This is a genomic window from Thermomicrobium roseum DSM 5159 (assembly GCF_000021685.1).
In the GTDB taxonomy this organism is placed as follows: domain Bacteria; phylum Chloroflexota; class Chloroflexia; order Thermomicrobiales; family Thermomicrobiaceae; genus Thermomicrobium; species Thermomicrobium roseum.
In genome coordinates this window covers 1838333-1862026 of record NC_011959.1, presented here as the reverse complement: position 1 = coordinate 1862026, position 23694 = coordinate 1838333, and the positions used below count along the sequence as shown (strand labels likewise).

21 protein-coding genes are annotated in these 23694 nt (G+C 64.2%); 16 read left to right on the top strand and 5 right to left on the bottom strand.

Translation table 11 applies throughout. The features are described 5' to 3' along the window. The first annotated feature begins 79 nt into the window (after nucleotides 1–79). The 3 genes from TRD_RS13740 to TRD_RS08625 all read left to right on the top strand — a co-directional run bounded on the left by TRD_RS13740 (nucleotide 80) and on the right by TRD_RS08625 (nucleotide 5822). The gene (locus tag TRD_RS13740; protein ID WP_015922791.1) at nucleotides 80–880 is read left to right on the top strand and encodes a class I SAM-dependent methyltransferase; all 801 of its coding nucleotides are present in this window, start codon (nucleotides 80–82) and stop codon (nucleotides 878–880) included. A gap of 125 nt (nucleotides 881–1005) precedes the next feature. Continuing rightward, nucleotides 1006–3336, top strand: coding sequence for a xanthine dehydrogenase family protein molybdopterin-binding subunit (locus TRD_RS08630; protein WP_041436077.1), 2331 nt, complete (start codon nucleotides 1006–1008; stop codon nucleotides 3334–3336). Between the two features lie 158 nt (nucleotides 3337–3494). Continuing rightward, nucleotides 3495–5822 carry a xanthine dehydrogenase family protein molybdopterin-binding subunit gene (locus tag TRD_RS08625; RefSeq protein ID WP_015922789.1) on the top strand — a complete coding sequence of 776 codons (2328 nt, stop codon included), beginning with the start codon at nucleotides 3495–3497 and terminating at the stop codon, nucleotides 5820–5822. 99 nt (nucleotides 5823–5921) lie between these two features. Here the strand turns inward: TRD_RS08625 and TRD_RS08620 are convergent, their stop codons facing one another. The 4 genes from TRD_RS08620 to TRD_RS08605 all read right to left on the bottom strand — a co-directional run bounded on the left by TRD_RS08620 (nucleotide 5922) and on the right by TRD_RS08605 (nucleotide 10428). After that, entirely contained in the window at nucleotides 5922–6491 is a 570-nt protein-coding gene (locus TRD_RS08620) for a Uma2 family endonuclease (RefSeq protein WP_041436076.1), read from the bottom strand. Nucleotides 6492–6629: 138 nt separating this feature from the next. Beyond that, nucleotides 6630–7928 (bottom strand): cytosine deaminase, encoded by a 1299-nt coding sequence (gene codA / locus TRD_RS08615; protein ID WP_015922787.1) that lies wholly within the window; start codon nucleotides 7926–7928, stop codon nucleotides 6630–6632. Nucleotides 7929–8055: 127 nt separating this feature from the next. Continuing rightward, nucleotides 8056–9690 carry a murein biosynthesis integral membrane protein MurJ gene (murJ, locus tag TRD_RS08610; protein ID WP_015922785.1) on the bottom strand — a complete coding sequence of 545 codons (1635 nt, stop codon included), beginning with the start codon at nucleotides 9688–9690 and terminating at the stop codon, nucleotides 8056–8058. A gap of 192 nt (nucleotides 9691–9882) precedes the next feature. After that, nucleotides 9883–10428 carry an adenylyltransferase/cytidyltransferase family protein gene (locus tag TRD_RS08605; RefSeq protein ID WP_015922784.1) on the bottom strand — a complete coding sequence of 182 codons (546 nt, stop codon included), beginning with the start codon at nucleotides 10426–10428 and terminating at the stop codon, nucleotides 9883–9885. A gap of 130 nt (nucleotides 10429–10558) precedes the next feature. Between TRD_RS08605 and TRD_RS08600 the strand changes: the two genes are divergently transcribed. The 4 genes from TRD_RS08600 to TRD_RS08585 all read left to right on the top strand — a co-directional run bounded on the left by TRD_RS08600 (nucleotide 10559) and on the right by TRD_RS08585 (nucleotide 15684). Beyond that, nucleotides 10559–11479: an ABC transporter permease gene (locus tag TRD_RS08600; protein WP_015922783.1), complete on the top strand. Its 921-nt coding sequence runs from the start codon at nucleotides 10559–10561 to the stop codon at nucleotides 11477–11479. Between the two features lie 3 nt (nucleotides 11480–11482). After that, nucleotides 11483–12388: an ABC transporter permease gene (locus TRD_RS08595; RefSeq protein WP_015922782.1), complete on the top strand. Its 906-nt coding sequence runs from the start codon at nucleotides 11483–11485 to the stop codon at nucleotides 12386–12388. Nucleotides 12389–12505: 117 nt separating this feature from the next. Then, nucleotides 12506–14206: an ABC transporter substrate-binding protein gene (locus TRD_RS08590; protein WP_015922781.1), complete on the top strand. Its 1701-nt coding sequence runs from the start codon at nucleotides 12506–12508 to the stop codon at nucleotides 14204–14206. Nucleotides 14207–14223: 17 nt separating this feature from the next. Then, the gene (locus tag TRD_RS08585) at nucleotides 14224–15684 is read left to right on the top strand and encodes an alkaline phosphatase family protein (protein ID WP_015922780.1); all 1461 of its coding nucleotides are present in this window, start codon (nucleotides 14224–14226) and stop codon (nucleotides 15682–15684) included. 19 nt (nucleotides 15685–15703) lie between these two features. Here TRD_RS08585 and TRD_RS08580 read toward each other — a convergent pair whose 3' ends face one another. Beyond that, nucleotides 15704–16441 (bottom strand): DUF72 domain-containing protein, encoded by a 738-nt coding sequence (locus TRD_RS08580; protein ID WP_015922779.1) that lies wholly within the window; start codon nucleotides 16439–16441, stop codon nucleotides 15704–15706. A gap of 91 nt (nucleotides 16442–16532) precedes the next feature. Here TRD_RS08580 and TRD_RS08575 point away from each other — a divergent pair, with 91 nt between their 5' ends. The 9 genes from TRD_RS08575 (at nucleotide 16533) to pstB (TRD_RS08535) (ending at nucleotide 23659) form a co-directional block, all read left to right on the top strand. Next, nucleotides 16533–17132 carry a GNAT family N-acetyltransferase gene (locus TRD_RS08575; RefSeq protein WP_015922778.1) on the top strand — a complete coding sequence of 200 codons (600 nt, stop codon included), beginning with the start codon at nucleotides 16533–16535 and terminating at the stop codon, nucleotides 17130–17132. Between the two features lie 110 nt (nucleotides 17133–17242). Further along, nucleotides 17243–17509, top strand: coding sequence for a hypothetical protein (locus TRD_RS08570; RefSeq protein WP_015922777.1), 267 nt, complete (start codon nucleotides 17243–17245; stop codon nucleotides 17507–17509). A gap of 124 nt (nucleotides 17510–17633) precedes the next feature. Continuing rightward, on the top strand, nucleotides 17634–18008 hold the full coding sequence (locus TRD_RS08565; protein WP_015922776.1) for a response regulator: 375 nt from the start codon (nucleotides 17634–17636) through the stop codon (nucleotides 18006–18008). 61 nt (nucleotides 18009–18069) lie between these two features. Next, complete coding sequence (locus TRD_RS08560; RefSeq protein WP_015922775.1) at nucleotides 18070–18831, top strand: response regulator transcription factor; 762 nt, start codon at nucleotides 18070–18072, stop codon at nucleotides 18829–18831. Nucleotides 18832–18833: 2 nt separating this feature from the next. Then, nucleotides 18834–20000: a PstS family phosphate ABC transporter substrate-binding protein gene (locus TRD_RS08555; protein WP_015922774.1), complete on the top strand. Its 1167-nt coding sequence runs from the start codon at nucleotides 18834–18836 to the stop codon at nucleotides 19998–20000. A 177-nt stretch (nucleotides 20001–20177) separates the two neighbouring features. After that, the gene (pstC, locus tag TRD_RS08550) at nucleotides 20178–21065 is read left to right on the top strand and encodes a phosphate ABC transporter permease subunit PstC (protein WP_169302305.1); all 888 of its coding nucleotides are present in this window, start codon (nucleotides 20178–20180) and stop codon (nucleotides 21063–21065) included. Nucleotides 21066–21082: 17 nt separating this feature from the next. After that, the gene (gene pstA, locus TRD_RS08545; protein ID WP_041437032.1) at nucleotides 21083–21958 is read left to right on the top strand and encodes a phosphate ABC transporter permease PstA; all 876 of its coding nucleotides are present in this window, start codon (nucleotides 21083–21085) and stop codon (nucleotides 21956–21958) included. 13 nt (nucleotides 21959–21971) lie between these two features. Next, complete coding sequence (gene pstB, locus TRD_RS08540) at nucleotides 21972–22784, top strand: phosphate ABC transporter ATP-binding protein PstB (protein ID WP_015922771.1); 813 nt, start codon at nucleotides 21972–21974, stop codon at nucleotides 22782–22784. A gap of 20 nt (nucleotides 22785–22804) precedes the next feature. Beyond that, the gene (gene pstB / locus TRD_RS08535; RefSeq protein ID WP_015922770.1) at nucleotides 22805–23659 is read left to right on the top strand and encodes a phosphate ABC transporter ATP-binding protein PstB; all 855 of its coding nucleotides are present in this window, start codon (nucleotides 22805–22807) and stop codon (nucleotides 23657–23659) included. Nucleotides 23660–23694 lie beyond the last annotated feature (35 nt).

The window sequence follows — 23694 nt, the reverse complement described above, 5'->3', positions numbered from 1 at the left end:
GTTGACTCCTTTCGCTCCATGATGCCGCCGGCAAGGATAGCAGCCCGGTGACCTGGCTCACGAGAGAGGACAATCCGCGATGATCCGGCGACCAACCACGGAACGTGTAACGCCGAAAAGTTGGGCTCTGCGCGTTACCTATTGGCAAAGCCTGGCAGCGTACCGCTGGGTGAGCCAGCTGGCCACTGGTGCGTCCGTGCTCGACATCGGTTGTGGAGAGGGATACGGGACAGCTGAACTGGCCCGAACTGCTCGGCTGGTCATCGGCCTCGACCTCGATCTCCCCACGCTCGAGCACGCACGTCGCCGGTATCCGGCCGCGAACCTCACCTGGGTTCGTGCCTCGGCTGAACGCCTCCCGTTCCGTGCCGCCTCGTTCCAGCTCATCTGCTGTTTCCAGGTTCTCGAGCACCTGCCGGATCCGGAATGCCTCCTCCGCGAGGCACGTCGCGTCCTCGTTCCTGGGGGGCGCCTGATCCTCACGACTCCCAATCGGCCAGCCGTTTTCAGTGGGCTGAACCCCCACCACGCCCGGGAATACGACGAAGCGAGCCTGCGAGCGCTGGTCACCAGCATCTTTCCGCGAGTCGACCTCCTGGGGGTGTTCCCGAGCACGCGGGTCCTCGCCTACCGCACAGCCAATCGCCGACTCGTCGAGCGCATTCTTCGCCTCGATCGGTTCGGGTTGCACCGGCATCTACCGACCGAACTCCGCGCGTTCCTGCACGCAGTCGGTACGCTCGCCGTCCGCCATTGGCTCAACCAGCGCCAGCGCGAACTCGTCACCACCATCGGCATCGACGACTTCCGCATCGCAGCAGGTGATCTGGCACAAGCGATCGATCTCGTCGCGATCGCACGTGACGAGAGAGACGAGTGACCGTTCGGCAATCTCGACCTTCCCTCTTGACGAACGGGTACTTCAGGACTGACAATGAGACCGAGCGATTCGCACGACGCAGAACCGTCGGCAGAAGGGAACAGCAGTCGGGAAGGGGTTCGGTGATGGTACTCACTCGAATGGTCGGGGCACGTGTCCGTCGCAAGGAAGACCCGCGGCTCATCACCGGCTCGTCACAATACGTCGATGATCTTCAGCTCGGGGGGATGCTGTACGCGGCGTTCGTCCGCAGTGCGTATCCGCACGCGATCATCAAGCGGATCGACCCTTCGCCCGCCTTGGCTCTGCCCGGCGTGGTCGCGGTGATCACGCACAAGGAACTGGAGCAGTGGCTGAAGGGAGCAGTCCAGTTGGGCGCGGGCGAGGGGGAAGCTGAAGCACCGGCCCAGCAAGAGGATCAGGCTGGTCCACCGCAGCACGAGCTCCTGGCGATCGACCGCGTGCGCTACGTCGGACAGCCGATCGCCGTCGTGCTGGCAACCGAACGGTATCGCGCCTATGACGCGGCTGCTGCCGTCGAGATCGAGTACGAGCCACTGCCCGCGGTCGTCGATCCTGAAGAAACGATGAAGGAAGGCGCGCCCCAACTCCACGCGACGGTGAAGAACAATATCGCAATGCACACCAGTCACCAGCATGGGGATATCGAGAAGGCGTTCGCCGAGGCCGACGTCATCGTCAAGCAGCGTTTTTACCAGCAACGCCTCGTCTCGGTTCCGATGGAGCCACGCGCAGTGGTTGCTGCCCCTGATCCGCTGACACGCGGTGTCACCGTCTGGTCATCGACGCAAGCCCCACACAATAACCGGAACTCGCTCGCCCAAGCGCTCGGCTTGAGCCATGGGCAGGTGCGCGTCATCGCTCCAGAAGTCGGTGGGGGTTTCGGTGCCAAGATCGGTGCCTATCCGGAAGACATCATCCTGGCTGCGCTGGCCCTGCACCTGCACCGACCGGTCAAGTGGTACGAGACGCGCTCCGAGCATTTCATGGCGACAAATCAGGGACGAGGGCAGGTCGCCTACTACGAACTGGCCGCAACGAAGGAGGGGCGCATCCTCGGCTTGCGGGCCAAAGTGATCCAGGATCTCGGGGCCTACCCCAAGCTCCTGCTCCTGGCAGGACTGACTGCCATGATGTCCGTCGGGGTCTACGATATTCCCAATCTCTCGATCGAGACCTACAGCGTGCTCACCAACACCACACCGGTCGGTGCCTACCGCGGCGCTGGTCGACCCGAGGCGGCCTACTACATCGAACGGATGATGGACCTCTTGGCCCGCAAGCTCGGCAAGGATCCCGCTGAGGTCCGGCGCCTGAACTACATCCCGCCCGAGAAGTTCCCTTGCCAAACGCCGGCGGGTGCACGCTACGATTCGGCCGAATACGAGAAGAACCTGAACAAGGCGCTGGAGATTTCCCGCTACCACGAGTGGCGACAGAAGCAACAGGAACTTTGCCAACAGGGCCGTTTCATCGGCATCGGATTGGTCACCTATACCGAGATCTGTGGCTTCGGCCCCTACGAGAGTGCCTCGATCCGCGTCGAGCCGACCGGTGCAGTGATCGCCTACACCGGTACCTCGCCGCACGGTCAGGGGCTGGAGACAGCACTGGCCCAGATCATCGCCGACGAGATCGGTGCCGACTTCGACCAGATCGTCGTTCTCCACGGCGATACGCAGAGTGTCCCCGAAGGCGTGGGAACGATGGGCAGCCGCAGCTTGGCGGTCGGCGGGGGGGCGATGCTTCTGGCCGCTCAGCGGATTCGCGAGAAGGCGCTCCGCATCGCGGCTCATCTCCTGGAGGCGGCTATCGAGGATGTCGAGTACGCGGATGGGAAGTACCGCGTCAAGGGTGCTCCCGACCGTGCCGTCACGCTGGCCGAGATCGCACGAGCAGCCTATAGCCCCGGTTTGCCACCGGATATCGAACCGGGCTTGGTCGCGACGGACTACTACGCGCCGTCGGGTGTGCTGTTCCCCTTCGGGACGCATGTGGCAGTGGTCGAAGTCTTCCCCGAGACAGGCGAGGTCGAGATCCTCGAGTACTACGCGGTCGATGACTGTGGCCCCCGCATCAACCCGCTCCTCGTCGAGGGCCAGGTGCACGGCGGCTTGGCCCAGGGGATCGCCCAGGCCCTCTGGGAAGAGGTCCGCTACGACGAGAACGGCCAGCTCCTCACCGGCACGCTCATGGACTACGCCATCCCCAAGGCGAGCATGCTGCCGAGTTTCGTGACCGACGAGACGGTGACACCGAGCCCGCTCAACCCGCTGGGTGCCAAGGGGATCGGCGAGGCAGCCACGATCGGCTCCACCCCGACCATCGCCAACGCGGTCATGGATGCCCTGGCCCCCTTCGGGATCGAGCACCTCGACATCCCGCTCACCCCGCAGAAGATCTGGCGGGCGATTCGAGAGGCGCAGCGAGCGTAGCACATCGTTCACGAGAAAGATGCCTTCGAGGGTCCCACGACACACGGGGCCCTCGATTTTTCCTTTTCCCCTTGACGACAGTGTCAAACACGTTCACGCTAGTTTGTGGACAGGGCCACCGGACCTCGCGTTGGTACAAAACGGAAAGGAGTTGTCTCATGGTCATCAGTCATTATGTCGGTGCGCGAGTGCGGCGCAAGGAGGATCCGCGCCTCATCACCGGCTCCTCGCAATACGTCGACGATCTCAAGCTGCCAGGCATGCTGCACGTCGCCTTCGTCCGCAGCAGTTATCCACACGCCCGGATCCGCGGTATCGACGCCTCCGCCGCCAAGGCTATGCCAGGCGTCGTCGATGTCTTCACTGGTCGCGATCTGGCAGCGCGTCTCAAGGGGAAGCCAGAACTCATCCCCGGGGAGGCACCGCATCCTGAAGAGCAGAAACCGGAAGGGATCCCGGTTCCCCCGGAAGAGCCGATCGCGGTCGAACGCGCCCTCTATGTCGGCCAACCCATCGCCGTCGTCGTCGCCACGTCAGCGGCAGTCGCTCGCGATGCGGCTGAAGCGGTCGTGGTCGACTACGAACCCCTTCCCGCCATCATCGATCCAGAGGTGGCGATGCAGGACGGCGCTCCGCAACTCTATCCGAATATCCCCAACAACATCGGGGAGCGCTGGGAGCGCGTCCACGGCGACATCGAGGCAGCCTTCGCTCAGGCCCACGTCGTCGTCAGGCAACGCTTCCGCCAGCAGCGTTTGGCCGGTATCCCGATGGAGACGCGCGCCATCGTCGCGGCCCCTGACCCCTTGACGCAAGGCGTCACGGTCTGGAGTTCCACCCAGGCACCGCACTGGAACCGGAACGCGCTCGCGGCGGCGCTCGGGCTGGCACACGGCCAGGTTCGCATCATCGCTCCGGAAGTCGGGGGCGGCTTCGGAGTCAAGATCGGCGCGTACCAGGAAGACTTCATTCTCGCCGCGCTGGCCTTGCACCTCCATCGCCCGGTCAAGTGGGTCGAGACACGTTCCGAGCATCTCATGGCCACCAACCACGGCCGCGATCAGGTGGTGGACTACGAACTCGCCGCCGATGCTGAGGGACGCATCCTCGGATTGCGTGCCCGCATCGTCCAGAATCTCGGTGCCTACCCGCGTGGGCTCTATCTCCCCTCGACGACCGGTCTCATGGCCTGCGGCTGCTACGACATCCCGGCTGTGGATATCAAAGCGTACGGCGTCTACACCAACACGATGGCAGTCGGCGCCTACCGCGGCGCTGGTCGACCCGAGGCAGCCTACTACATCGAACGGATGATGGACCTCTTGGCCCGCAAGCTCGGCAAGGATCCCGCTGAGGTCCGGCGCCTGAACTACATCCCACCAGAGAAGTTCCCCTACACGACTGCAGCCGGTGAGAAGTACGATACGGGCGACTACGCCAAAGCACTCGACAAGGCTCTCGAGATCTCGAGATATCACGAGTGGCGCCAGAAGCAGCAGGAACTCCGCCAGCAGGGTCGCTTCGTCGGGGTTGGTCTCGCCAGCTACGTGGAGATCTGCGGCTTCGGCCCCTACGAGAGCGCAGTCGTCCGCGTCGAGCCGAGCGGCGCGGTCACCGTCTATACCGGTACCTCGCCGCACGGTCAGGGGCTGGAGACGGCACTGGCCCAGCTCGTCGCCGATCGCCTCGGAGCCGATTTCGACCAGATCGTCGTGCTGCACGGTGATACGCAAAGCGTCCCCGAGGGGCATGGCACGATGGGGAGCCGCAGCCTGGTCGTCGGCGGCGGCGCGGTCCTCATGGCCATCGACCGCATCAAGGAGAAGGCCACGCAGATCGCCGCGCACCTGCTCGAAGCGGCGGCAGAGGACATCGAATTCGTCGACGGGAAATGGCGCGTCAAGGGTGCTCCTGACCGCGCCGTCACGCTGGCCGAGATCGCCCAGGCGGCCTATGGCGGTAATCTCCCGGAGGGGATGGAACCAGGGCTGGTCGCGACCGACTTCTTTGCACCCCCTGACGAGGTCTTCCCCTTCGGGACGCATGTGGCAGTGGTCGAAGTCTTCCCCGAGACAGGCGAGGTTGAGATCCTCGAGTACTACTCGGTCGATGACTGTGGCCCCCGCATCAACCCGCTCCTCGTCGAGGGCCAGGTGCACGGTGGCTTGGCCCAGGGGATCGCCCAGGCCCTCTGGGAAGAGGTCCGCTACGACGAGAACGGCCAGCTCCTCACCGGCACGCTCATGGACTACGCCATGCCCAAGGCGGCGATGTTGCTTTCCTTCACCACCGACCACACCGAGACGCCAACTCCGCTCAACCCGCTCGGTGCCAAGGGGATCGGTGAGGCGGCGACGATCGGTTCCACCCCGACCATCGCCAACGCGGTCATGGATGCCCTAGCTCCCTTCGGGATCGAGCACCTCGACATCCCGCTCACCCCGCAGAAGATCTGGCAAGCGATCCAACGGGCCAAGCAAGCCTGACCGATGAACGCGATGACCGACCGGCAGCACCCACCGGTAGGTGCTGCCGGTCTTGCTTTTCCTCGCCGGAACCGCGACGACGTGCCGCCACGCGGCAGTTCAAGCCGAGAGGTCAGCGACGAGGATTTCGAGGTCAGGGAAGGCCAACGGAGCGATGCGCTCGTCACGCGCCAGGCAGTCGACACAGCGGTAGCGCCCCGCTCCGGAATCCGGGTCGCGGAAGACGAGCAGGCGATCGCTCTGGAGGTCGAGGATCCAGTACTCAGCGAGCCCTGCCCGCGCGTACAGCGGCGCCTTGACCTCGCGGTCGTAAGCCAAGGAGGCATCCGCGACCTCGATGAGCAAGAGCACGTCGTCCGGTCCGGCATCGACGGAGGCATAGTAGTCCGCCCGGGGACGCAGGAGCAGGAGATCCGGCTGTGGCTCGGAAAACTGACTCAGCCGCACTGGTCCCTGGATACGGACGATCGCGCGCCCTGCCAACCGGCCCGCGAGAAGCGCCGTCATCTTGTCGAGACAGGCCTGGTGTCGCCGGCCGATCGGGCTCATCTCGACGATTTCTCCTTCGATCAACTCGACTCGGTCATCCTCAGCGAGAATCCCCGCCTCGGCCATGCGGTGGTAGTCATCGACAGTGAAGCGGTGTCGTACGACGATCTCTCGGGCCATCTCGCGTCCCTGTCTCTGGACAATCGTTCGCGAACTCGACTGTAACACAGCTGGAAGCACCGCGGGGGAGTTTCCACTCCTGCCTGGCAACGGAGTCGGGCACGGCCAGCTCGAGAAGAACGACAGGCACGTGCGTGCTCATCGATCGTTCAACCCCTCACCGGGGCGCTCGTACCGGATGGCAGCGAATTCCTCGCCCCGCCGTACCTCCACCCGCGGTGCGCTCGTGCGGCTCACGATGCGTCCTCGCTTGACGCACAAGAGCGCGGGAGCGAGCATGCGGAGCGCATCACGGTCGGTTGCCGCATCGAAAATGACGAAATCGGCCGACTTACCGACTTCGAGGCCGTAGCGATCGAAGATCCCCAAAGCACGTGCGGCGTTGGTCGTCACCAGATCCCACACCAGCGGAATCTCCTCGTAGCCCGAGAGCTGCACGAGGTGCAAGCCCAACCAGGCGGCATGCAACATGTTCCCTGTCCCGAGCGGATACCAGGGATCCATCACCGAATCGTGCCCGAACGCGACGTTGATCCCGAACTGGAGCAGCTCTTTCACGCGCGTCAGTCCACGACGCTTGGGATAGGTATCGAAGCGCCCCTGCAAGATCGAGTTGTCCGGAGGGTTGGCGATGATGCTGAGTTCGGCACGCTTGAGCCAGCCGAAGAGCTTGAAGGCATAGGCGTTGTTGTACGAGCCCATGGCGGTCGTATGGCTGGCGACGACACGTCCCTGCATCCCGCGCCGGATCGTCTCCGCCGCCATCACCTCGACGAAACGCGACTGATCGTCGTCCGTCTCGTCGCAGTGGGCATCGAGCGGCCGGTCGTAGCGCTCGGCGAGGTCGAAGGCGATGCGCAGTGACTCGACGCCCATCTCCCGGGTCGTCTCGTAATGCGGGATGGCTCCCACCACGTCGCAGCCGAGCCGGAGCGCCTCTTCGAGAAGCTCGGCACCGCGCGGATAGGAGAGGATCCCCTCCTGCGGAAAGGCGACCAGCTGCAGATCGACGAGGTCGCGCACCTCCTCGCGCAGTTCGAGGAGCGCACGCAAACCGACGAAGTTGGGATCGCACACATCGACGTGGCTGCGGATCACCAGGGCTCCCTGGCTGGCATACCACTCGATCGTCCGGCGCGCCCGCTCCTTGACCGCCTCGATGGTGAGCTGAGGCTTGGTGAGGGCCCAGCGCTGAATCCCTTCGAGCAGCGTGCCGGACTCGTTGTGGCCAGCGAGCCCCTCGGTAAGCGCCGCATCGAGATGACAGTGCGGTTCGATGAGCGGTGGCGAGACGAGCCGCCCACCAGCATCGATCGTCTCCCGAGCCTCGCCCGCTAGGTTCGGCTCGATCGCAACGATCCGACCCTCGGCCACGGCGAGATCGACCACCCGCCCATCGCGCAAGCGCGCATTGCGGACCACGAGATCGTAGGCCATCACGCCCCCCTGCTTCGGCTGAACGACCGACGCGAAAAGCGATTCCCCCGCATCTCCACGACCACCCTGTCGCGCGAGCAGAGCGGGAAATCCTCGGCAAGGAGAGAACCGAAAAAGCGCCGCGCTGTCAACTGCCGAAACGAGCACGCACCAGCCGGATCAAAGCGAGGAACTCCTCCACGCGGAAGAGTCGCATGAGGACGGCATAGCAGGCGGCACCAACCACGACGTTCGCCCCCACGACCAGCAAGCGCCAGGCGACCCCGCTCGCCTCGGGGGCCTGCCACTGGCTGGCAACGATGGCCAGACTGCCGACCACGAGCGCCATCAGTGTCGCCGCGAGCGCGCTCGCTCGCATCGTGCGCGCGACCGTGCCATCCCCCACCCGACCCAGCCAGCGCCGCAACACCCACCACATGACGAGCGTATGGGCCACGAATTGCGCCGTATTGCCCAAGACGAGCCCCAGCATGCCGAGCGAGCGCACGAGCGCCAGCGCGACGAGGAAATAGACCCCGACCGAGAGAACGCCGACGAGAACCGGTGTCTGCGTATTGCGACGGGCGTACGCCGCGAAGATCAGGATCTGGTCGAATGCGGCGAAGAGCGTGCCAGGAAGGTACCCGAGCAAGGCGATCCAGATCGCTCGGGCTCCCTCGAGATCGGTCGCCCCATGCAGGAAGAGAAGCGTGACGATCGGCCAGCTGAGCGCGGCCATCCCCAGCACGGTCGGAAAGATGAGGAGCGCCACGAACTTGAGTCCCAGTGCCAGCGTGCGTTGATAGGCATCCTCGTTCCCGCTCGCATGGTGTCGAGAGAGCGTCGGCAGCGCGGCCAGCGAGGTCGCCGCAGCGACCAGCCCGAGGATCATCTGATTGAGTGCTGTCGCATAACGCATCGCACCCAAGGCATGCGGATCCACTCCCCAGGCCAGGTTCCGGTCGACCGTCAAAGCGACCGTGTTGGCGAAGAGGCCGAGAAAAATCGGCAGATAGAGCAAGAAGATTTGCCGGATGGCCGGATGCCAGAGCGACAAGTTCAACCGGGGCAAACAATCGCGCAGCCCCCACAGTTGCAGCGCTGCAAGTCCGAGCGCGCCGAGCAGCACGCCGACGACGAGGCTCGTCACCCCGAGCGAGTGCCCCAGCAGGAGCGCGCAGGCGACGATCGCGGCGTTCCGCACACTCAAGGCCAGCGACGGTTGCGTGAAGCGCTGGAGCGCATAGAGCGCTCCCATGAGCACGGTCGAGAAGGCGAGGAGCAACACGGCCGGGACGATGAGCCGGACGAGCCGGATGGTCAGCTGGAACGTCTCGGCACCACGAGCCGCTTCCCCACCGCCGAGCGCGGTCATCCCCCACACGACCCAGGGAGCAGCCATCGCGACGAGGACGACCACAGCACCGACGACCACTGCCACCCAAACCAGCAGCGCACCGACGATGCGACGGAACTCCTCGAGCCGCTCCGACACAGCGTAGGCACTCAGAACCGGTACCAGAGCAGCTTGGAGCATTCCGCTGATGACCAGGTCGAACAGCATGGTGTGGACGTTGTCGGCGATGGTGAAGGCCGCGATCGCGTCCGTCGTGCCCCAAAAGTAGGAGGTGACTTGCTCGCGCACCAGGCCGAGCACGCGGCTGAGCACGACACCGATCATCAGGACACCAGCAGCGCGCGCCACCCGGGCGCGTTCCCCCTGCACGACCGTCTCGCTCGTCGGCGCGCCGCTCCTCGCCATGGAGGGTTCGTCCAGTGTCACGGCACACGCTCCCCGCTCCTACCCGGGCCAGCACGAGTGTACCGAGTGGGGAACGGATTGCCGGACTGAGCGCAAGCTGACCGGGCAAGCTCCGCCAGTTGGCTCGTCTGGCTCACCGCTCTTCCGGAAAGCGATCGCTCTAACCCGGGGGCAGCCTGAGCGGGAGGAAATGCGCCGCGCAAGCAGCCGGACTCACCCAGTTTCCCCGCTCGTGCCGGCTCCTGCCTCCGGCTCGCAGCCGTAGGCCGCGAGAATGCGCCGGACGAGCGCGCTCGTCGAGCGTTCCGGGACCAAGGGGATAAGCACCACCTCACCACCCAACGCGCGCACGACCGGGGCCTCGGGAAGCGGTTGCTTGCCGGCCGCAGCGTCTTCCTCCGTGGTCCCGTAGTCGCCGCCTTTGACGTAGACGTGAGGACGGACAAGCCGCACGACTTCCTCCGCCGTCTCGCCGGGGAAGATCGTGACGTAGTCCACACAGGCCAGTGCCGCCAGGAGCTCGGCCCGCTCCGCTTCCGGTACGAGCGGGCGAGCTCGTCCCTTGCGCCTGCGGGTCGAGACATCGTCGTTGACCGCAACGATCAGCACGTCGCCCAAACTGCGTGCGGCCTGGAGATACCGCACATGCCCGATGTGCAGGAGATCGAAATGGCCGTTGGTCAGCACGATCCGCTTCCCGGCCCGGTGCAGGTCTTCGCTCAGCTTCGGGAGAAACGGGAACGGGATGACCTGCCCCACTGCGCTACTCCTCGCTCGGTCACGAGGCGACGACACCTCGCTCCGCAACAAGAATGCCAAAGCCGTTTTACACCGGTGCCACAGTGCAGCGCCCGTACAGGAGAAGACTCGACCCGGAAAGGGGCGCGCGATGGCTCGTTACGTCGCCTACCGATTGCTGCGCGCGCTGATCACGATCTGGATCGTGGTCACGCTGGTCTTCATCGGGCTCCGACTGTCCGGAGACCCAGCACAAGCCTTGCTCGGGCCAGAAGCTTCGAGCGAGGCAGTGGCCGCGTTGCGCCAGGCGTGGGGGATCGACGAGCCACTCGCCGTGCAGTACACCCGCTATCTCCAGCAACTCGCCCGCGGGGACTTCGGACGCTCGCTCCGCGATCAGCGCCCAGCGACTGTCGTCGTGCACGAACGAATCCCGAGTACGTTACGGCTGGCCAGCGCTGCCCTGGCCATCGCCTTGAGCGCCGGAACCGTGCTCGGCACACTGGCAGCGCTGCGAGCGGGAAGCCTTCTGGATCGCACGATCGTCGCTCTGTCGGCGATCGGACAGGGCATCCCGAACTTCGTCCTCGGTCTGCTGCTGATTTTGCTCTTCGCGCTGCACCTCGGGTGGTTTCCGACGTCGGGTCAACAAGGAGCAGCGAGCCTTGTGCTGCCGGCGCTCACCTTGAGCAGCTTCAGCGTCGCGAGCCTGACGCGCTTCACGCGCTCGGCTCTGCTCGAAGTCCTGCGGGCCGATTACGTTCGCACTGCCCATGCCAAGGGCTTGCCCTGGCGGACCGTGCTGATCGACCACATGGGGCGCAATGCTGCGCTGACCCTGGTAACGGTCATCAGCTTGCAGGTGGCAGTGGCGATCGCGGGAGCGGTCGTGACCGAGACCGTCTTTTCTTGGCCCGGGATGGGCCAACTCTTGGCTCGAGCCGCCGAACTGCGCGACTTCCCGGTCGTCCAGTACGGCGTTCTGCTTATCGTGGCCTCGGTGGTGTTGGTCAACCTCCTGACCGACATCCTGTACGGCTGGCTCGATCCTCGCGTGCGGCTGGAGGCATGAGCGATGGTCGTTTCGACTCCTCTCCGACGGTCCGGTTCTCGAGCAGGACTTCCCGTCGTACCCCGCCGTACCCGTGCGCGGCCCGACTGGCCGCTGACCTCGCTGCTGGCGGTCGTGTGGCTCGTCGGGATCAGCGTTGCCGCGTTGGCTGTCCCGCTCTTGCCGCTTCCCGATCCCTCGACCCAGGACTTGCTGGCTCGTCTGCAGCCACCCGTCGGATTCGGTGGCACGTTGGCACATCCTCTGGGAACTGACCAACTGGGCCGCGACCTGGCCAGCCGGATTCTCGCTGGAACGCGTGTCTCCTTGTCCTTGGCTTTGGTGGGGGTCATCATCAGCGCCGTCGTGGGGACGAGCCTCGGGATCATCGCCGGGTATCGGCGTGGGTTACCCGACCACGTGATCAGCCTGTCGATCGACGTGCAGCTGGCTGTGCCGTTCATCGTCCTAGCGTTGATCGCTTTGACGCTCTTTGGCACCGGTTTGACTGTCCTCATCATTTTGCTCGGACTGAGCGGGTGGGAGCAGTACGCGCGCATTGCACGCGCCAATACGCTCCGGCTCAGGAACGAACTCTTCGTGGTCGCTGCGCAAGCTGCTGGAGCGAGCCCCGCCCGCATTCTCGCGCGCCACATTTTGCCGAACGAAGTCGCACCGCTCCTCGTCTTGATGACGCTGCACCTGACCAGTCTCGTCTTGTTGGAATCGTCCCTGAGTTTCCTCGGGATCGGCGTGCAGCCACCGACACCCAGTCTCGGCAATATTCTGGGCGATGCCCGCAATTACCTGCAGATCGCGTGGTGGCTCCCCGTCTTCCCCGGTGCTGTCCTTCTGGCGATCACCCTCTCGTTCAACGAACTCGGCGACTGGCTGCGCGACGTAACTGATCCTACGACGAGGGGACGTTGACCCCGGGTACGGCGAAAGGAGGCCAAGCAGCGAACAAAGAGCAGTTCTTCAACCAGTCGTCCTGAACCGGTCATGCGCTGCCAGCAGAGAAGAGTCAGCGAAGGAAGGAGTAGTCCGATGGTCAACCGACCCACCCACAACGCCCGCTGCTGCTTCACGAGGCGACAGATCGTGGCAGGTTTGACCGTTTTACCGGGTGCTTTGCTCCTCGCCTGCAACACGAGCGAGAGCACGCCGACCGCGACTCCTGCAACGACGCCTGCCAGCGCAGGCCAAGCAGCGGCGCAGCCGACCAGCATGCCCTCTCCGACCGCAGCACCGGCTTCGGTCGCCACCGCGACAGCGGTGCCGCGCCGCGAGTTGCGGATCGGCGTGCAAGGACTGCCACCGAACCTCGATCCACACCAACAGCTCTCGAACGTCGGCACGCGCGTGACGTATTCGATCTTCGACTACCTGATCCGGCGCGACTTCCTGAGCGGTCCGCAGCCAGGGGCTGGCTTCGCGCTCGTACCCTGGGTCGCCAAGGAGTGGAAGCGGATCGATGATCTGACCGTCGAGTTCACCTTGCGCGACGACGTGACGTTCCACGACGGAAGCATGCTGACTGCCGAGGATGTGGTCTTCACCTTCGAGCGGTTGTTGAAGAATACGCCGGATCAGTTGCGGGAGGCTGCCAGCTACTTCAAAACAGTCGCAGAGATCAGTGCGCTGGACAGGAATCGAGTCCGCTTCGTGACCCAAAGCCCCGACCCTGTTTTCGAAAAGCGGATCTCCTCGTGGGGCGGCTGGCTGATTCCCAAGGCGTACTATGAGCGAGTCGGCATGGATGGCTTCGCTCGCGCGCCGATCGGCACCGGGCCATATCGTGTGGCGGAGTTCGTGACCGACGAGCGGCTCGTGCTCGAGCCCCACGAGACGTACTTCGGTGGACGCCCGACGGCCTCCCGGATCGTCTTCCAAGTCATTCCCGAGATCCAGGCCCGAGTCGCCGCGCTCTTGTCCGGGGAGGTCGACCTCATCACCAACGTGCCGCCGGACCAGGTACCGGTGCTCCAGCGGAGCCAAGGAATCGTCATCCGCAGCATTCCGCTCGCCAACTGTCATGTGCTGCGCTACAACTGCAATCACCCACTCTTGAAGGACAAGCGACTGCGTCAGGCACTCAATCTCGGCATCGACCGCGAACTCTTGATCAAGACACTGTGGAATGACCAGGCAGTCCGCATGCGCAGCCATCAGTTCGAGGATTACGGACCACTTTACAACCCCCAACGCCCCTACACGCCCTATGATCCAGACCGCGCTCGCCAACTCGTCCGTCAGTCCGGCTACGACGGCAGCACGATTCGCTACAACAACAAACCGGGCTACTATACGCTCGGCAATGAAGCAGCCCAGGCAATCGTCGAGATGTGGCGCCAGATCGGCGTGAACGCTGAAGTCCAGCTGATCGACTGGGCCGATCTCCCCAAGGAAGAGCGGATGGTTGGGTCTTGGTCGAACTCCAACTACTTGGCCGATCCGGAGGGAGCCTTCTGGTTGCGCTGGGGTCCGGGGACGGCGACCCAGCGTGACTGGTGGAAGCCGGAGAATCCGCGCTTCAACGAGCTCGGCGAGCAACAACGGCAGACGCTCGATCAGCAGTTCAGGGCACGGGCTTTTCAGGATGCGCTCGACATTTGGGAGGAGGAGGCACCCGGAACCGTCCTCTGGATCCCGATCGAGCACTATGCCATGCGCGATTTCGTCAAGTGGACCCCTTACAGCTTTTACTATATGGATCTGCGGCCCGATAACCTTTTGTTGGCCGGTTGAGGGAGAGGACTACAGCAGTGGCGACTAGCCGTGTCCTGATCGTGGTACTCGACGGGCTCCGCCCTGACCTGGTTACCGAGGAACGCATGCCCTTTGTCCATTCCCTGGCAGCCGAGGGCACGCGCCTGACCCGGTATGCGGCGGCCTATCCGCCACATACCCGGGTTCAGGTGGCGACCATGTGCACGGGTACGTATCCGGGACAGCACGGCATCGTCTCCAACGTGATGGTCCTCGAGGAAGCGGGCGAAGACGGGATCCTGGATACCAGCGACTTTCGACAAATCGCGGAACTCGATCGGCGGACGCAGGGTCGGGCGATCCTGCGCCCGCCGCTCGCCGATCTCCTCGCCGCGCGTGGGCAGCGTCTCGCAGTCGCAGCCAGCGGCTCCACCGGCTCGAGTTGGCTCTGGGCCCGCACTCAGCCGTTCCGCCTGGTCAATCCTCGCTCGGTCTTCGGCCTGCCCGATCTCGCCGCGTTGCGCGAAAAGCTCGGGCCACCTCCCGATCCCACGGACTCGTCCCTCGAGCTCGTCCGCTACGCCATCCGCGCAGCCCGCGATCTCTTCCTGCCCTATCCAGACGTCGCGGTGACCGTGCTCTGGCTCCACGAGCCGGACGCGACCTTTCACTTCGCTGGGCTCGGCAGCCCAGAAAGCGAGTCAGTCCTCCGCCAACTGGATGAGCTGCTCGCTCGCTTCTTCGATCACCTGGCTGCCCGCCGACTGCTGGACGATCTGCTCGTCTTCGTCCTTTCCGATCATGGCCAGTCGACCCCACTCCATCACCGCTCGCTGAGCGAACTCCTCCGCCAGGCACCTCCCCTGCCGGTCCTCGATCGCCTCGTGCCGGCAGGCGATTTCCTGTTCCGGCGACCGGGGTCCACTACTCCCAAGCCGGTAGAACTTGCCCCACTGATCGAGTGGTTGCTCGAGCAGCCATGGGTCGGCGCGGTCCTCGCTCATCCCTCGCTGACCTCGGCACGACCAGGAACAGCCCCTCTCACCGCTGTGTGGGGTGGCTCGCTCGAGCGTGATGCCCTCGAGCGGCTCCCGCTCCTCGCTGTGAGCCCGACCTGGAGAGCGGACCAGAACGAGTTCGGGGTCGCCGGAGTCGTCACCGCTCTGACCGAGCAGGTCGCGCTCCGGTCGACGCACGGCTCGGGCTCCCCCTTCGAACTGCAGGCTTTTGCCGTGATGCTGGGACCGAATATCCGCAAGGGGTTCGCGAGCCGAATTCCAGCCGGCGTGGTGGATATCGTTCCCACCGTAGCAGCCGTTCTCGGCTTGACGCCGGAACAGCCATTCGCTGGCCGCGTCTTGCAGGAAGCGTTCGACGAGAGCTGGCAACCATCGATCCGCAGCGAACTCTGCCGCCCGACTCCCGGAGCCATCGTGCTCGGCTGGCGTACCGAGGGCACGTTCTACCTGGATCGCATCGCTGGTCCGGATCAATTCTGGGACGACCGCTCTGGGTGAGGATCGACCTTCTCGCGCCTCACGCGACCGGTAAGCCCTCACGCTGGAGTGCCTGGCGCAAGCGCCGAGCATCGTGCACTGCATGGGCGAAGGCGTCGTTGTTGAAGTAGACGAATCCGGGCCGATCGCTGCAGGAGGCCAACCGGGTAACCAGCTGAGCAATCTCCTCGTCCGTCAGACCGATATCGAAGAGACCACTGTGTACTCGGACATAACAGAGCGGGCCGACGAACGGAAACGAATCCGGAGTGGGATGCGTTCCGCCATACGCGAGGACGATCGTGCCGCCAGCGCCGGCGATCGCATCGGCGACGGCGGGCACGAACCAGCTCGGGTGACGGAACTCGAAGGCGAACGGTTGGCCCGCTGGCAACGAATCGAGGAAAGATCGCAAGCGGTCGAGATCGCAGGCGAAGCCGGGAGGCAGCTGGAAGAGGAGCGGGCCGCGAGAGGAACCGAGTTCCTCGATTGTGGCCAGGAATGTTCCCAGCACCGGCTCGACACCAGCCAAGCGATGGACGTGCGTGATCGCGCGTGGTGCCTTGACCGCGAAGACAAAGCCCGGTCGTTGGGCAGCTTGCCTAGCCCATTCCCGAAAGCGTTGGCGCGCCGGCAGCCGGTAGAAAGTCACATTCAACTCGACTGTGGCAAACTCGCGCAGGTAGTAGGAGAACCACTCCCATGGCGGGAGTTCTGGCGGATAGAAGCGGCCACGCCAGTGACGATACGACCAACCGGATGTCCCGACGAGCCACACGGAGACCTCCTGCACGGCACTCGCCGCCGCCAGCGTAACACGGTCGTGGGGAAGCGTCACACAGGTGAGCGGGGAGGAGCAGGACATAGCGATGGAAGAGTATCAGCATCTGCAGGTTATCGTCCCTGGCAAACTCGTCTACCTCGGTCCGATCCGGCGCGACTTGGCCGCAGTCTATCAGCGGTGGATGAACGATCTCGAGGTCTCGCGCACGCTGACTGCTCATTGGCGGGTTCCCTTCACCGTCGAGGACGAAGTCGAGTGGTTCGAGCAAGCCCGGCGCGACCCAACACGCCGGGTCTTCACGATCTACGAGCGCCCCGATGACCGCCCGGTCGGCAACGCAGAACTCTTCGGGATCGACTTCGCTGTCGGGAGCGCCGAGGTCGGGATCGTCATCGGTGAGCGGAGCGTTTGGGGACGGGGATACGCGACCGAGGCGCTGACTCTCCTCTTGGACTTCGGCTTCACGGTCCTCGGCTTGCATCACATCTGGCTACGCTATTACGCAGCGAACGAGCGGGCACGAGCCGTCTACGACCGTGTCGGATTCCGGGAAGTCGGTCGCCTGCGCCAAGCGACGAAGATCGGTCCGTACCGCGACGACATCGTGATCATGGATATCCTGGCGAGCGAGTTCCAGAGCCCAGTTCTGGCCGCCAAATTGCGCCTGCCGGGGTCGACGCCATGATGGAATCGCGTCGCGCGTATACTGGAAGGTGAACCAGCCAGCTTGGCAGGGAACTGCCGCGAGCGTGTGCTGGAACGATCTCCTGGTGTTGCCAGGAGAACGAGTGTGAGGTGACCGGCGCGATGCTGGTAGCAGAACTCTTTCGGCGTGCGCCGGACACCGATTCCGAGGAAGAGCTGTGGCTGGGTTGCCCGATGCTGAAGAAGGTTACCTTCCAGACCAAGCGTGGCCGAAAACGGGTGATCCTCCGTTGCGCGCTCGGTTATGCGCTCAACACGCCGGAAGCGGTCGAGCGTTGCCGAGCCACCGCAGGACCGCATCAGTGCTGGCAGTGCCAGGAATATCTGGCGGCCCGGACGCTGCGCGAGTCATCCTGAGCTGCTCGCGGCACCTCGGAATCGTGTCCGGATGGCAGAGCGGTCGCTCGTCCTACCTCGAGCGGCCGCTCTCGTCCGTTCACGAGACAGTTGCGTACTGTCTCGCGAGAGCAGGAGCGAGGCGATGACTGCCTTACCATTCATCGTCCTGATCGAGCCGGACTGGCCGGCACGCTCCTATTTCCGCGCGGAACTCGAGGAACTCGGCTACGCCGTGAGCGCGCACGAGCGCGCCGCTGACGCAGCACACTTTCTCGCTGGCTGGGGATTGCGCCCCGACCTGATCGTGGTGGACCTCGCGAGTGATGGTGAGCAGCTCGCCGAACTCCAGCGCCTGCTCGAAGACTTCCCTGACACGCGACTCCTCGTCCTGGCGAGCCCCCTGCGCGCCCTGCCGGAATGGCTGCGCCAGCGCGCGAACCGGATCCTCTCCCGCCCCTTCGCAGTCAGCGACGTGGTGCGCGTCGTCAGCGAACTCGCCCCGTTAATCGACCGTTAATCTCCCGCTGATCCTCCGTTAATCGCAGCCCGGTACACTGCCCACAGTGAAGGGAAGACGGATGGTCACGGTGAGCAGTCGATCGACCACGCGACCAGAAGGAACACCGACGCAGCAGCGTATCCTGATCGTCGAGGATGATCCGACACTCGCCCAGATTCTCTCCTACAGCCTGGAACAACGCGGCTACAGCGTCTGGACCGCCCAAGAGGGCCGGCACGCGATCATGCTGGCGCGCACCATCCGACCCGACCTCATCATCCTCGATCTGATGCTCCCGGGTATCGACGGGCGCGATGTCTGCCGGCTGATCCGCAAGTGGTCGAGCGCGCCCATCCTCGTGTTGACGGCCCGCGACAGCGAAGACGACATCGTCGCGCTGTTCCAGGAAGGCGCCGACGATTACGTGGTGAAGCCCTTCCGCACGCGCGAACTCTTTGCCCGGATCGACGCCTTGCTGCGCCGGTCGGCAGAGACGACAGCCGGAAACGTGCTCACGGCCGGAACGCTCGTGATCTTCCGCGACGAGCACCGCGTGGTGTACCGGGGACGGGAGGTTCATCTCGCGCCGCGTGAGTTCGCCCTGCTCACCGCACTGGTCGAGCGGGCCGGTCGCGTGTGCACGCGGCAGGAGCTTCTCGACCTGGTCTGGGGACAGGACGTCGTCGACCTCCGGAACGTCGATGTCCACATCCACCGGATCCGGGAAGCACTGGGAGGAGAGCCAGATGGGTCGAACCTGATCAGAACGGTCCACGGAATCGGATACCGGTTCGTACCGGAATTGGCGGCAATGGACGAGACGAATGGAGGAGGAAGTTGACCATGCAGGAACGGACGACGCGACTGAGTCGACGGCAATTGATCGCGCGCCTGGCCACACTGGGCGCCACGGTTCCGGTAGCGAGCGCGCTCATCGCAGCGTGCGGGGGCGGGCAAGCGACCCCCACGCCGACGACCGCTCCGGCAGCGCAGCCGAGCCCAACGCCAGCAGCAGCCGCTCAGCCTTCACCGACCGCAGCAGTGGCAACCACCCCAGCAGCTCAGCCAACTCCTACCAAGCCGGCCCAGCAGCTCAGCGGTACGATCACGATCGACGGTTCCAGCACCGTGTTCCCGATCTCGGAGGCAGTCGCCGAGGAGTTCCAGAAGAAGTATCCCCAGGTGAAGGTCACGGTCGGAATCTCCGGCACCGGCGGTGGATTCAAGAAGTTCTGCAACAAGGAAACCGATATCTCGGATGCGTCGCGCCCGATCAAGGACTCCGAAGTGGAGGCCTGCCAAAAGAGCGGTCGCGAGTACATCGAGCTTCCTGTTGCGTTCGATGGACTCGCCGTCGTGGTGCACCCGCAAAACGACTGGGTGGATCACTTGACGGTCGAGGAACTCAATCTGATCTGGAAGCCCGAGTCGCAGGGGGTCATCACCCGCTGGAACCAGGTGCGACCGAACTGGCCGGATGCACCGCTCAACTTGTACGGGGCAGGAACCGACTCGGGAACCTTCGACTACTTCACGGAAGCGATCAACGGCAAGGCTGGCGCGAGCCGGGGTGACTACACTGCCTCCGAGGACGACAACGTCCTCGTCCAGGGTGTCGCCGGGGACAAGAACGCGCTCGGCTATTTCGGGCTCGCCTACGCGATCGAGAATAAAGGTCGGGTGAAGATCGTGCCCATCGTCAACCCGAAGACCGGCAAACCGGTCGAGCCGAACCTCGAGACGGTGAAGACCGGGCAATACCAGCCCCTCTCGCGACCGCTCTTCATCTATGTCGCACGCGACCAAGCCGATCGGCCGGAAGTCCAGGCGTTCGTCGAGTTCTATCTCGACAACGCAGCCGAACTCTCTCAGGAAGTCGGGTACATCCCCCTGCCGGACGAGGCCTACCAGCTCGCCAAGAAGCGCTTCCAAGCGCGAAAGACCGGGTCGGTCTTCAAGGGAGTCGAGGTCGGTGTCTCGATCGAGGACGTGCTCAAGCGTGAGGAATAGCTTCCCGGAGGTCGAGAAGACCGGGTACAATCCGCGAGCAGGAGGAAGTCCTCCTGCTCGCGGCCGGTCGTTGCCGAGCGAGGGACGGACGTGACGAGCGAGTCAACTCCTGCTCAACTCGCCACATCGATCGACCGCCGAGAGTGGGTCGAGCGTGTCCTCACCGGCACGCAACGAATCGACCGGATTCGTCGCGTCCGCGAACGAACGATCCTGACCTTCCTGTTCCTGGCTGCACTGATCTCGATCGCGACGACGATCGGCATCATCTACACGCTCGGGATCGAGACCGTCCGCTTTTTCCAGCGCGTTTCCATCGTCGACTTTTTGACCGACACGCAATGGACTCCCCTCTTTACCGAGAAGCATTTCGGCATCTGGCCACTGCTCACGGCGACCATTCTGGTCTCGGTCATCGCGATGCTCATCGCCCTACCGATCGGGCTCCTCTCGGCGATCGGGCTCGCGGAATACGCTCCGGACCGTGTCGCCCGCGTCGTCAAGCCGGTTCTGGAGATCCTCGCCGGTGTCCCGACGGTCGTGTATGGCTACTTCGCCCTGCTCTTCGTCACACCGTTGCTCCAGCGTTTCATCCCGCAGCTCGAGGTGTTCAACGCGCTTTCGGCCGGCCTGGTGATGGGAATCATGATCGTCCCGCTGGTTGCTTCCCTCTCCGAGGACGCCATGCGGGCAGTCCCGCAGAGTCTCCGCGAGGGTGCCTATGCGCTGGGTGCCACCAAACTCGAGGTCGTCTGGCGCGTCGTGGTACCGTCGTCGCTCTCGGGTATCGTCGCTGCCTTCATTCTGGCGGTCTCGCGGGCAGTCGGCGAGACCATGATCGTGGCCATCGCGATGGGCCAGGTCCCGCGCCTCACCCTCAACCCGCTGGTCGCGATGGAGACGATGACTGCCTACATCGTCCAGGTGAGCCTCGGCGATACTCCGCATGGCACGCTCGAGTACCAGACGATCTTCGCGGTCGGCACCACACTGTTCGTGATCACGATGGCACTGAATCTCTTGAGCTACCGCTTCCTCAAGCGCTTCCGGGAGGTCTACGAGTGAGTGCCGAGCGGCTTTCCATGACCGAGCGAGAGTTCGATCCTCGCCTACCTTTGCGCAAGCGACTCGGGATGCTCTTCGGCCTCCTCAGCGCGGTCGCGATCGCCATCGGGCTCGTCACGCTCGGGGTCCTCATCGCCGATGTCATCCACGACGGCTGGCGGGCACTTTCCTGGGACTTCTTGACGAGCTATCCCTCGCGGCGCCCCGAGCAAGCCGGCATCCGCTCCGCGCTAGTCGGAAGCTTCTATATTTTGATTCTGGTGGCCCTGATCGCCTTTCCACTCGGCGTCGCTGCTGCGATCTATCTCGAGGAATTCGCACCGCAAAACCGGCTCACTGCGACGATCGAGATCAACTTGTCCAACTTGGCAGCCGTCCCGTCGATCGTCTACGGGTTGCTCGGTCTCGGTGTCTTCGTCCGCACCTTCATGCTCGGCCGCAGTCTCCTCGCAGGAGCCTTGACACTCAGCCTCCTGGTGCTCCCGATCATCATCATCGCCTCGCGCGAAGCGTTGCGGGCGGTTCCGCCATCGATCCGCGAGGCCGGACTCGCGCTCGGCGCCTCGCACTGGCAGACAGTCCGGCTCTTCGTCCTTCCCGCAGCCTTGCCTGGCATCCTGACCGGCACGATTCTCGCACTTGCGCGGGCGATCGGCGAAACTGCCCCGCTCATCACCATCGGCGCGCTGACCTACGTCGCCTTTACGCCCAAGAGCCTGTTCGATCCGTTCACCGTCCTGCCCATCCAGATCTTCAACTGGATCTCGCGTCCGCAACCGGCCTTCCACGAGCGCGCTGCTGCGGGAATCATCGTGTTGCTGGCTGTGCTCTTGCTCTTCAACGGCCTGGCGATCTTCCTCCGCGCTCGGCTGCAGCGCCGCATCCGCTTCTGAGGGGAGTCCGCCCATGACGATCACCAGCCCGACCCCAGCACGGTATATCGTTCAGCCAGCGGAACCGGCTGCTCTGCGCATCGAGCGACTCAACGTCTGGTACGGCAAGCACCAGGCGATCCGGGATGTGAGCTTCACTATCCCGGCACGTCGGATCACCGCCATCATCGGCCCGTCCGGATGCGGCAAGAGCACGCTCCTGCGTGCGATCAACCGGATGCACGACCTCACGCGGGACGCCCGGGTGGAGGGATCGATCTACCGGGGCGAGATCGACCTCTATGCCCCGACGACCGACCCGGTTTGGGTACGGCGCCACATCGGCATGATCTTCCAGAAACCGAATCCATTTCCGAAGAGTATCTTCGAGAATGTCGCGTTCGGTCTCCGCGTCAACGGGTACCGTGGGGACATCGCGGCACGCGTCGAAGAAGCCCTGCGCAAGGCCGCGCTTTGGGACGAGGTCAAGGACAAGCTCCAGCAGAACGCGCTCGCGCTCTCTGGGGGACAGCAACAACGGCTCTGCATCGCGCGCGCGATCGCGCTCGAGCCCGATATCCTGCTCATGGACGAGCCCTGTTCGGCACTCGATCCGGTTACGACCATGCGGATCGAGGATCTGATGATCGAACTCGCCCATACCTACACCATCGTGATCGTCACGCACAATATGCAGCAAGCTTCCCGCGTGTCCCACTACACGGCCTTCCTCCTGGCGGGAGAAGATCGCACCGGAGAATTGATCGAATACGCGCCGACCCGCGAAATCTTCCTGCGGCCACGCGACCGACGGACCGAGGACTATATCACTGGCCGCATCGGCTAGTAGTTCGGAGGGATCCGACGATGTCCGAGCCGATCGCCGCACTCACCGCCGCACAAGCTGCCCGCGCCGAAACAGCGTCGCGCGACCGGGCGCTCACGGCGGCTGCCGGTATGGAAATCGAGCGACTCTCCGCCTACTACGGCCGCTTCCAAGCGCTCGCCGATATCACGTTGCCGATCCATCCTGGTGCCGTGACGGCAGTCATCGGCCCTTCCGGGTGTGGCAAGTCGACGTTGATCCGCTGCTTGAACCGACTCCATGAGCTGACGCCAGGCGCGCGGGTGACGGGAAGTGTTCGCCTGGAAGGGGTCGATATTTACGGTCCAGGAATCGACCCCGCTCGCGTCCGCCAACTCGTGGGTATGGTCTTCCAAAAGCCGAACCCGTTCCCGACGCTCTCGATCTACGACAACGTCCTCGCGGGAGTGCGCTTGCACCGGCAACGGCTCTCCCGCACGGAAGCGGATGAGATCGTCGAACGCAGTCTCCGAGCGGCTGCACTCTGGGACGAGGTCAAGGACAAGCTGAAGGACTCAGGGGCCTCGCTCTCCGGTGGCCAGCAACAACGGCTCTGCATCGCCCGGGCACTCGCGGTGGAACCACTGGTTCTCCTGATGGACGAACCGACGAGTGCGCTCGACCCGATCGCGACCTACCGGATCGAAGAGCTTATCTGGGAACTCAAGCAGCGCTATACCATCGTCATCGTCACCCACAACATGCAGCAAGCAGCCCGCATTGCTGATTATGTCGCCTTCCTGCTCGCCGGCGAGGAACGGACCGGCAAGCTGATCGAGTTCGATACCGCGCAGCGGATCTTCACCAACCCGAAACGCAAGGAAACCGAAGACTATATCACTGGCAAGATCGGCTAGCTCCTCGCCGCACTGCGGCGTACACTTGGACTACT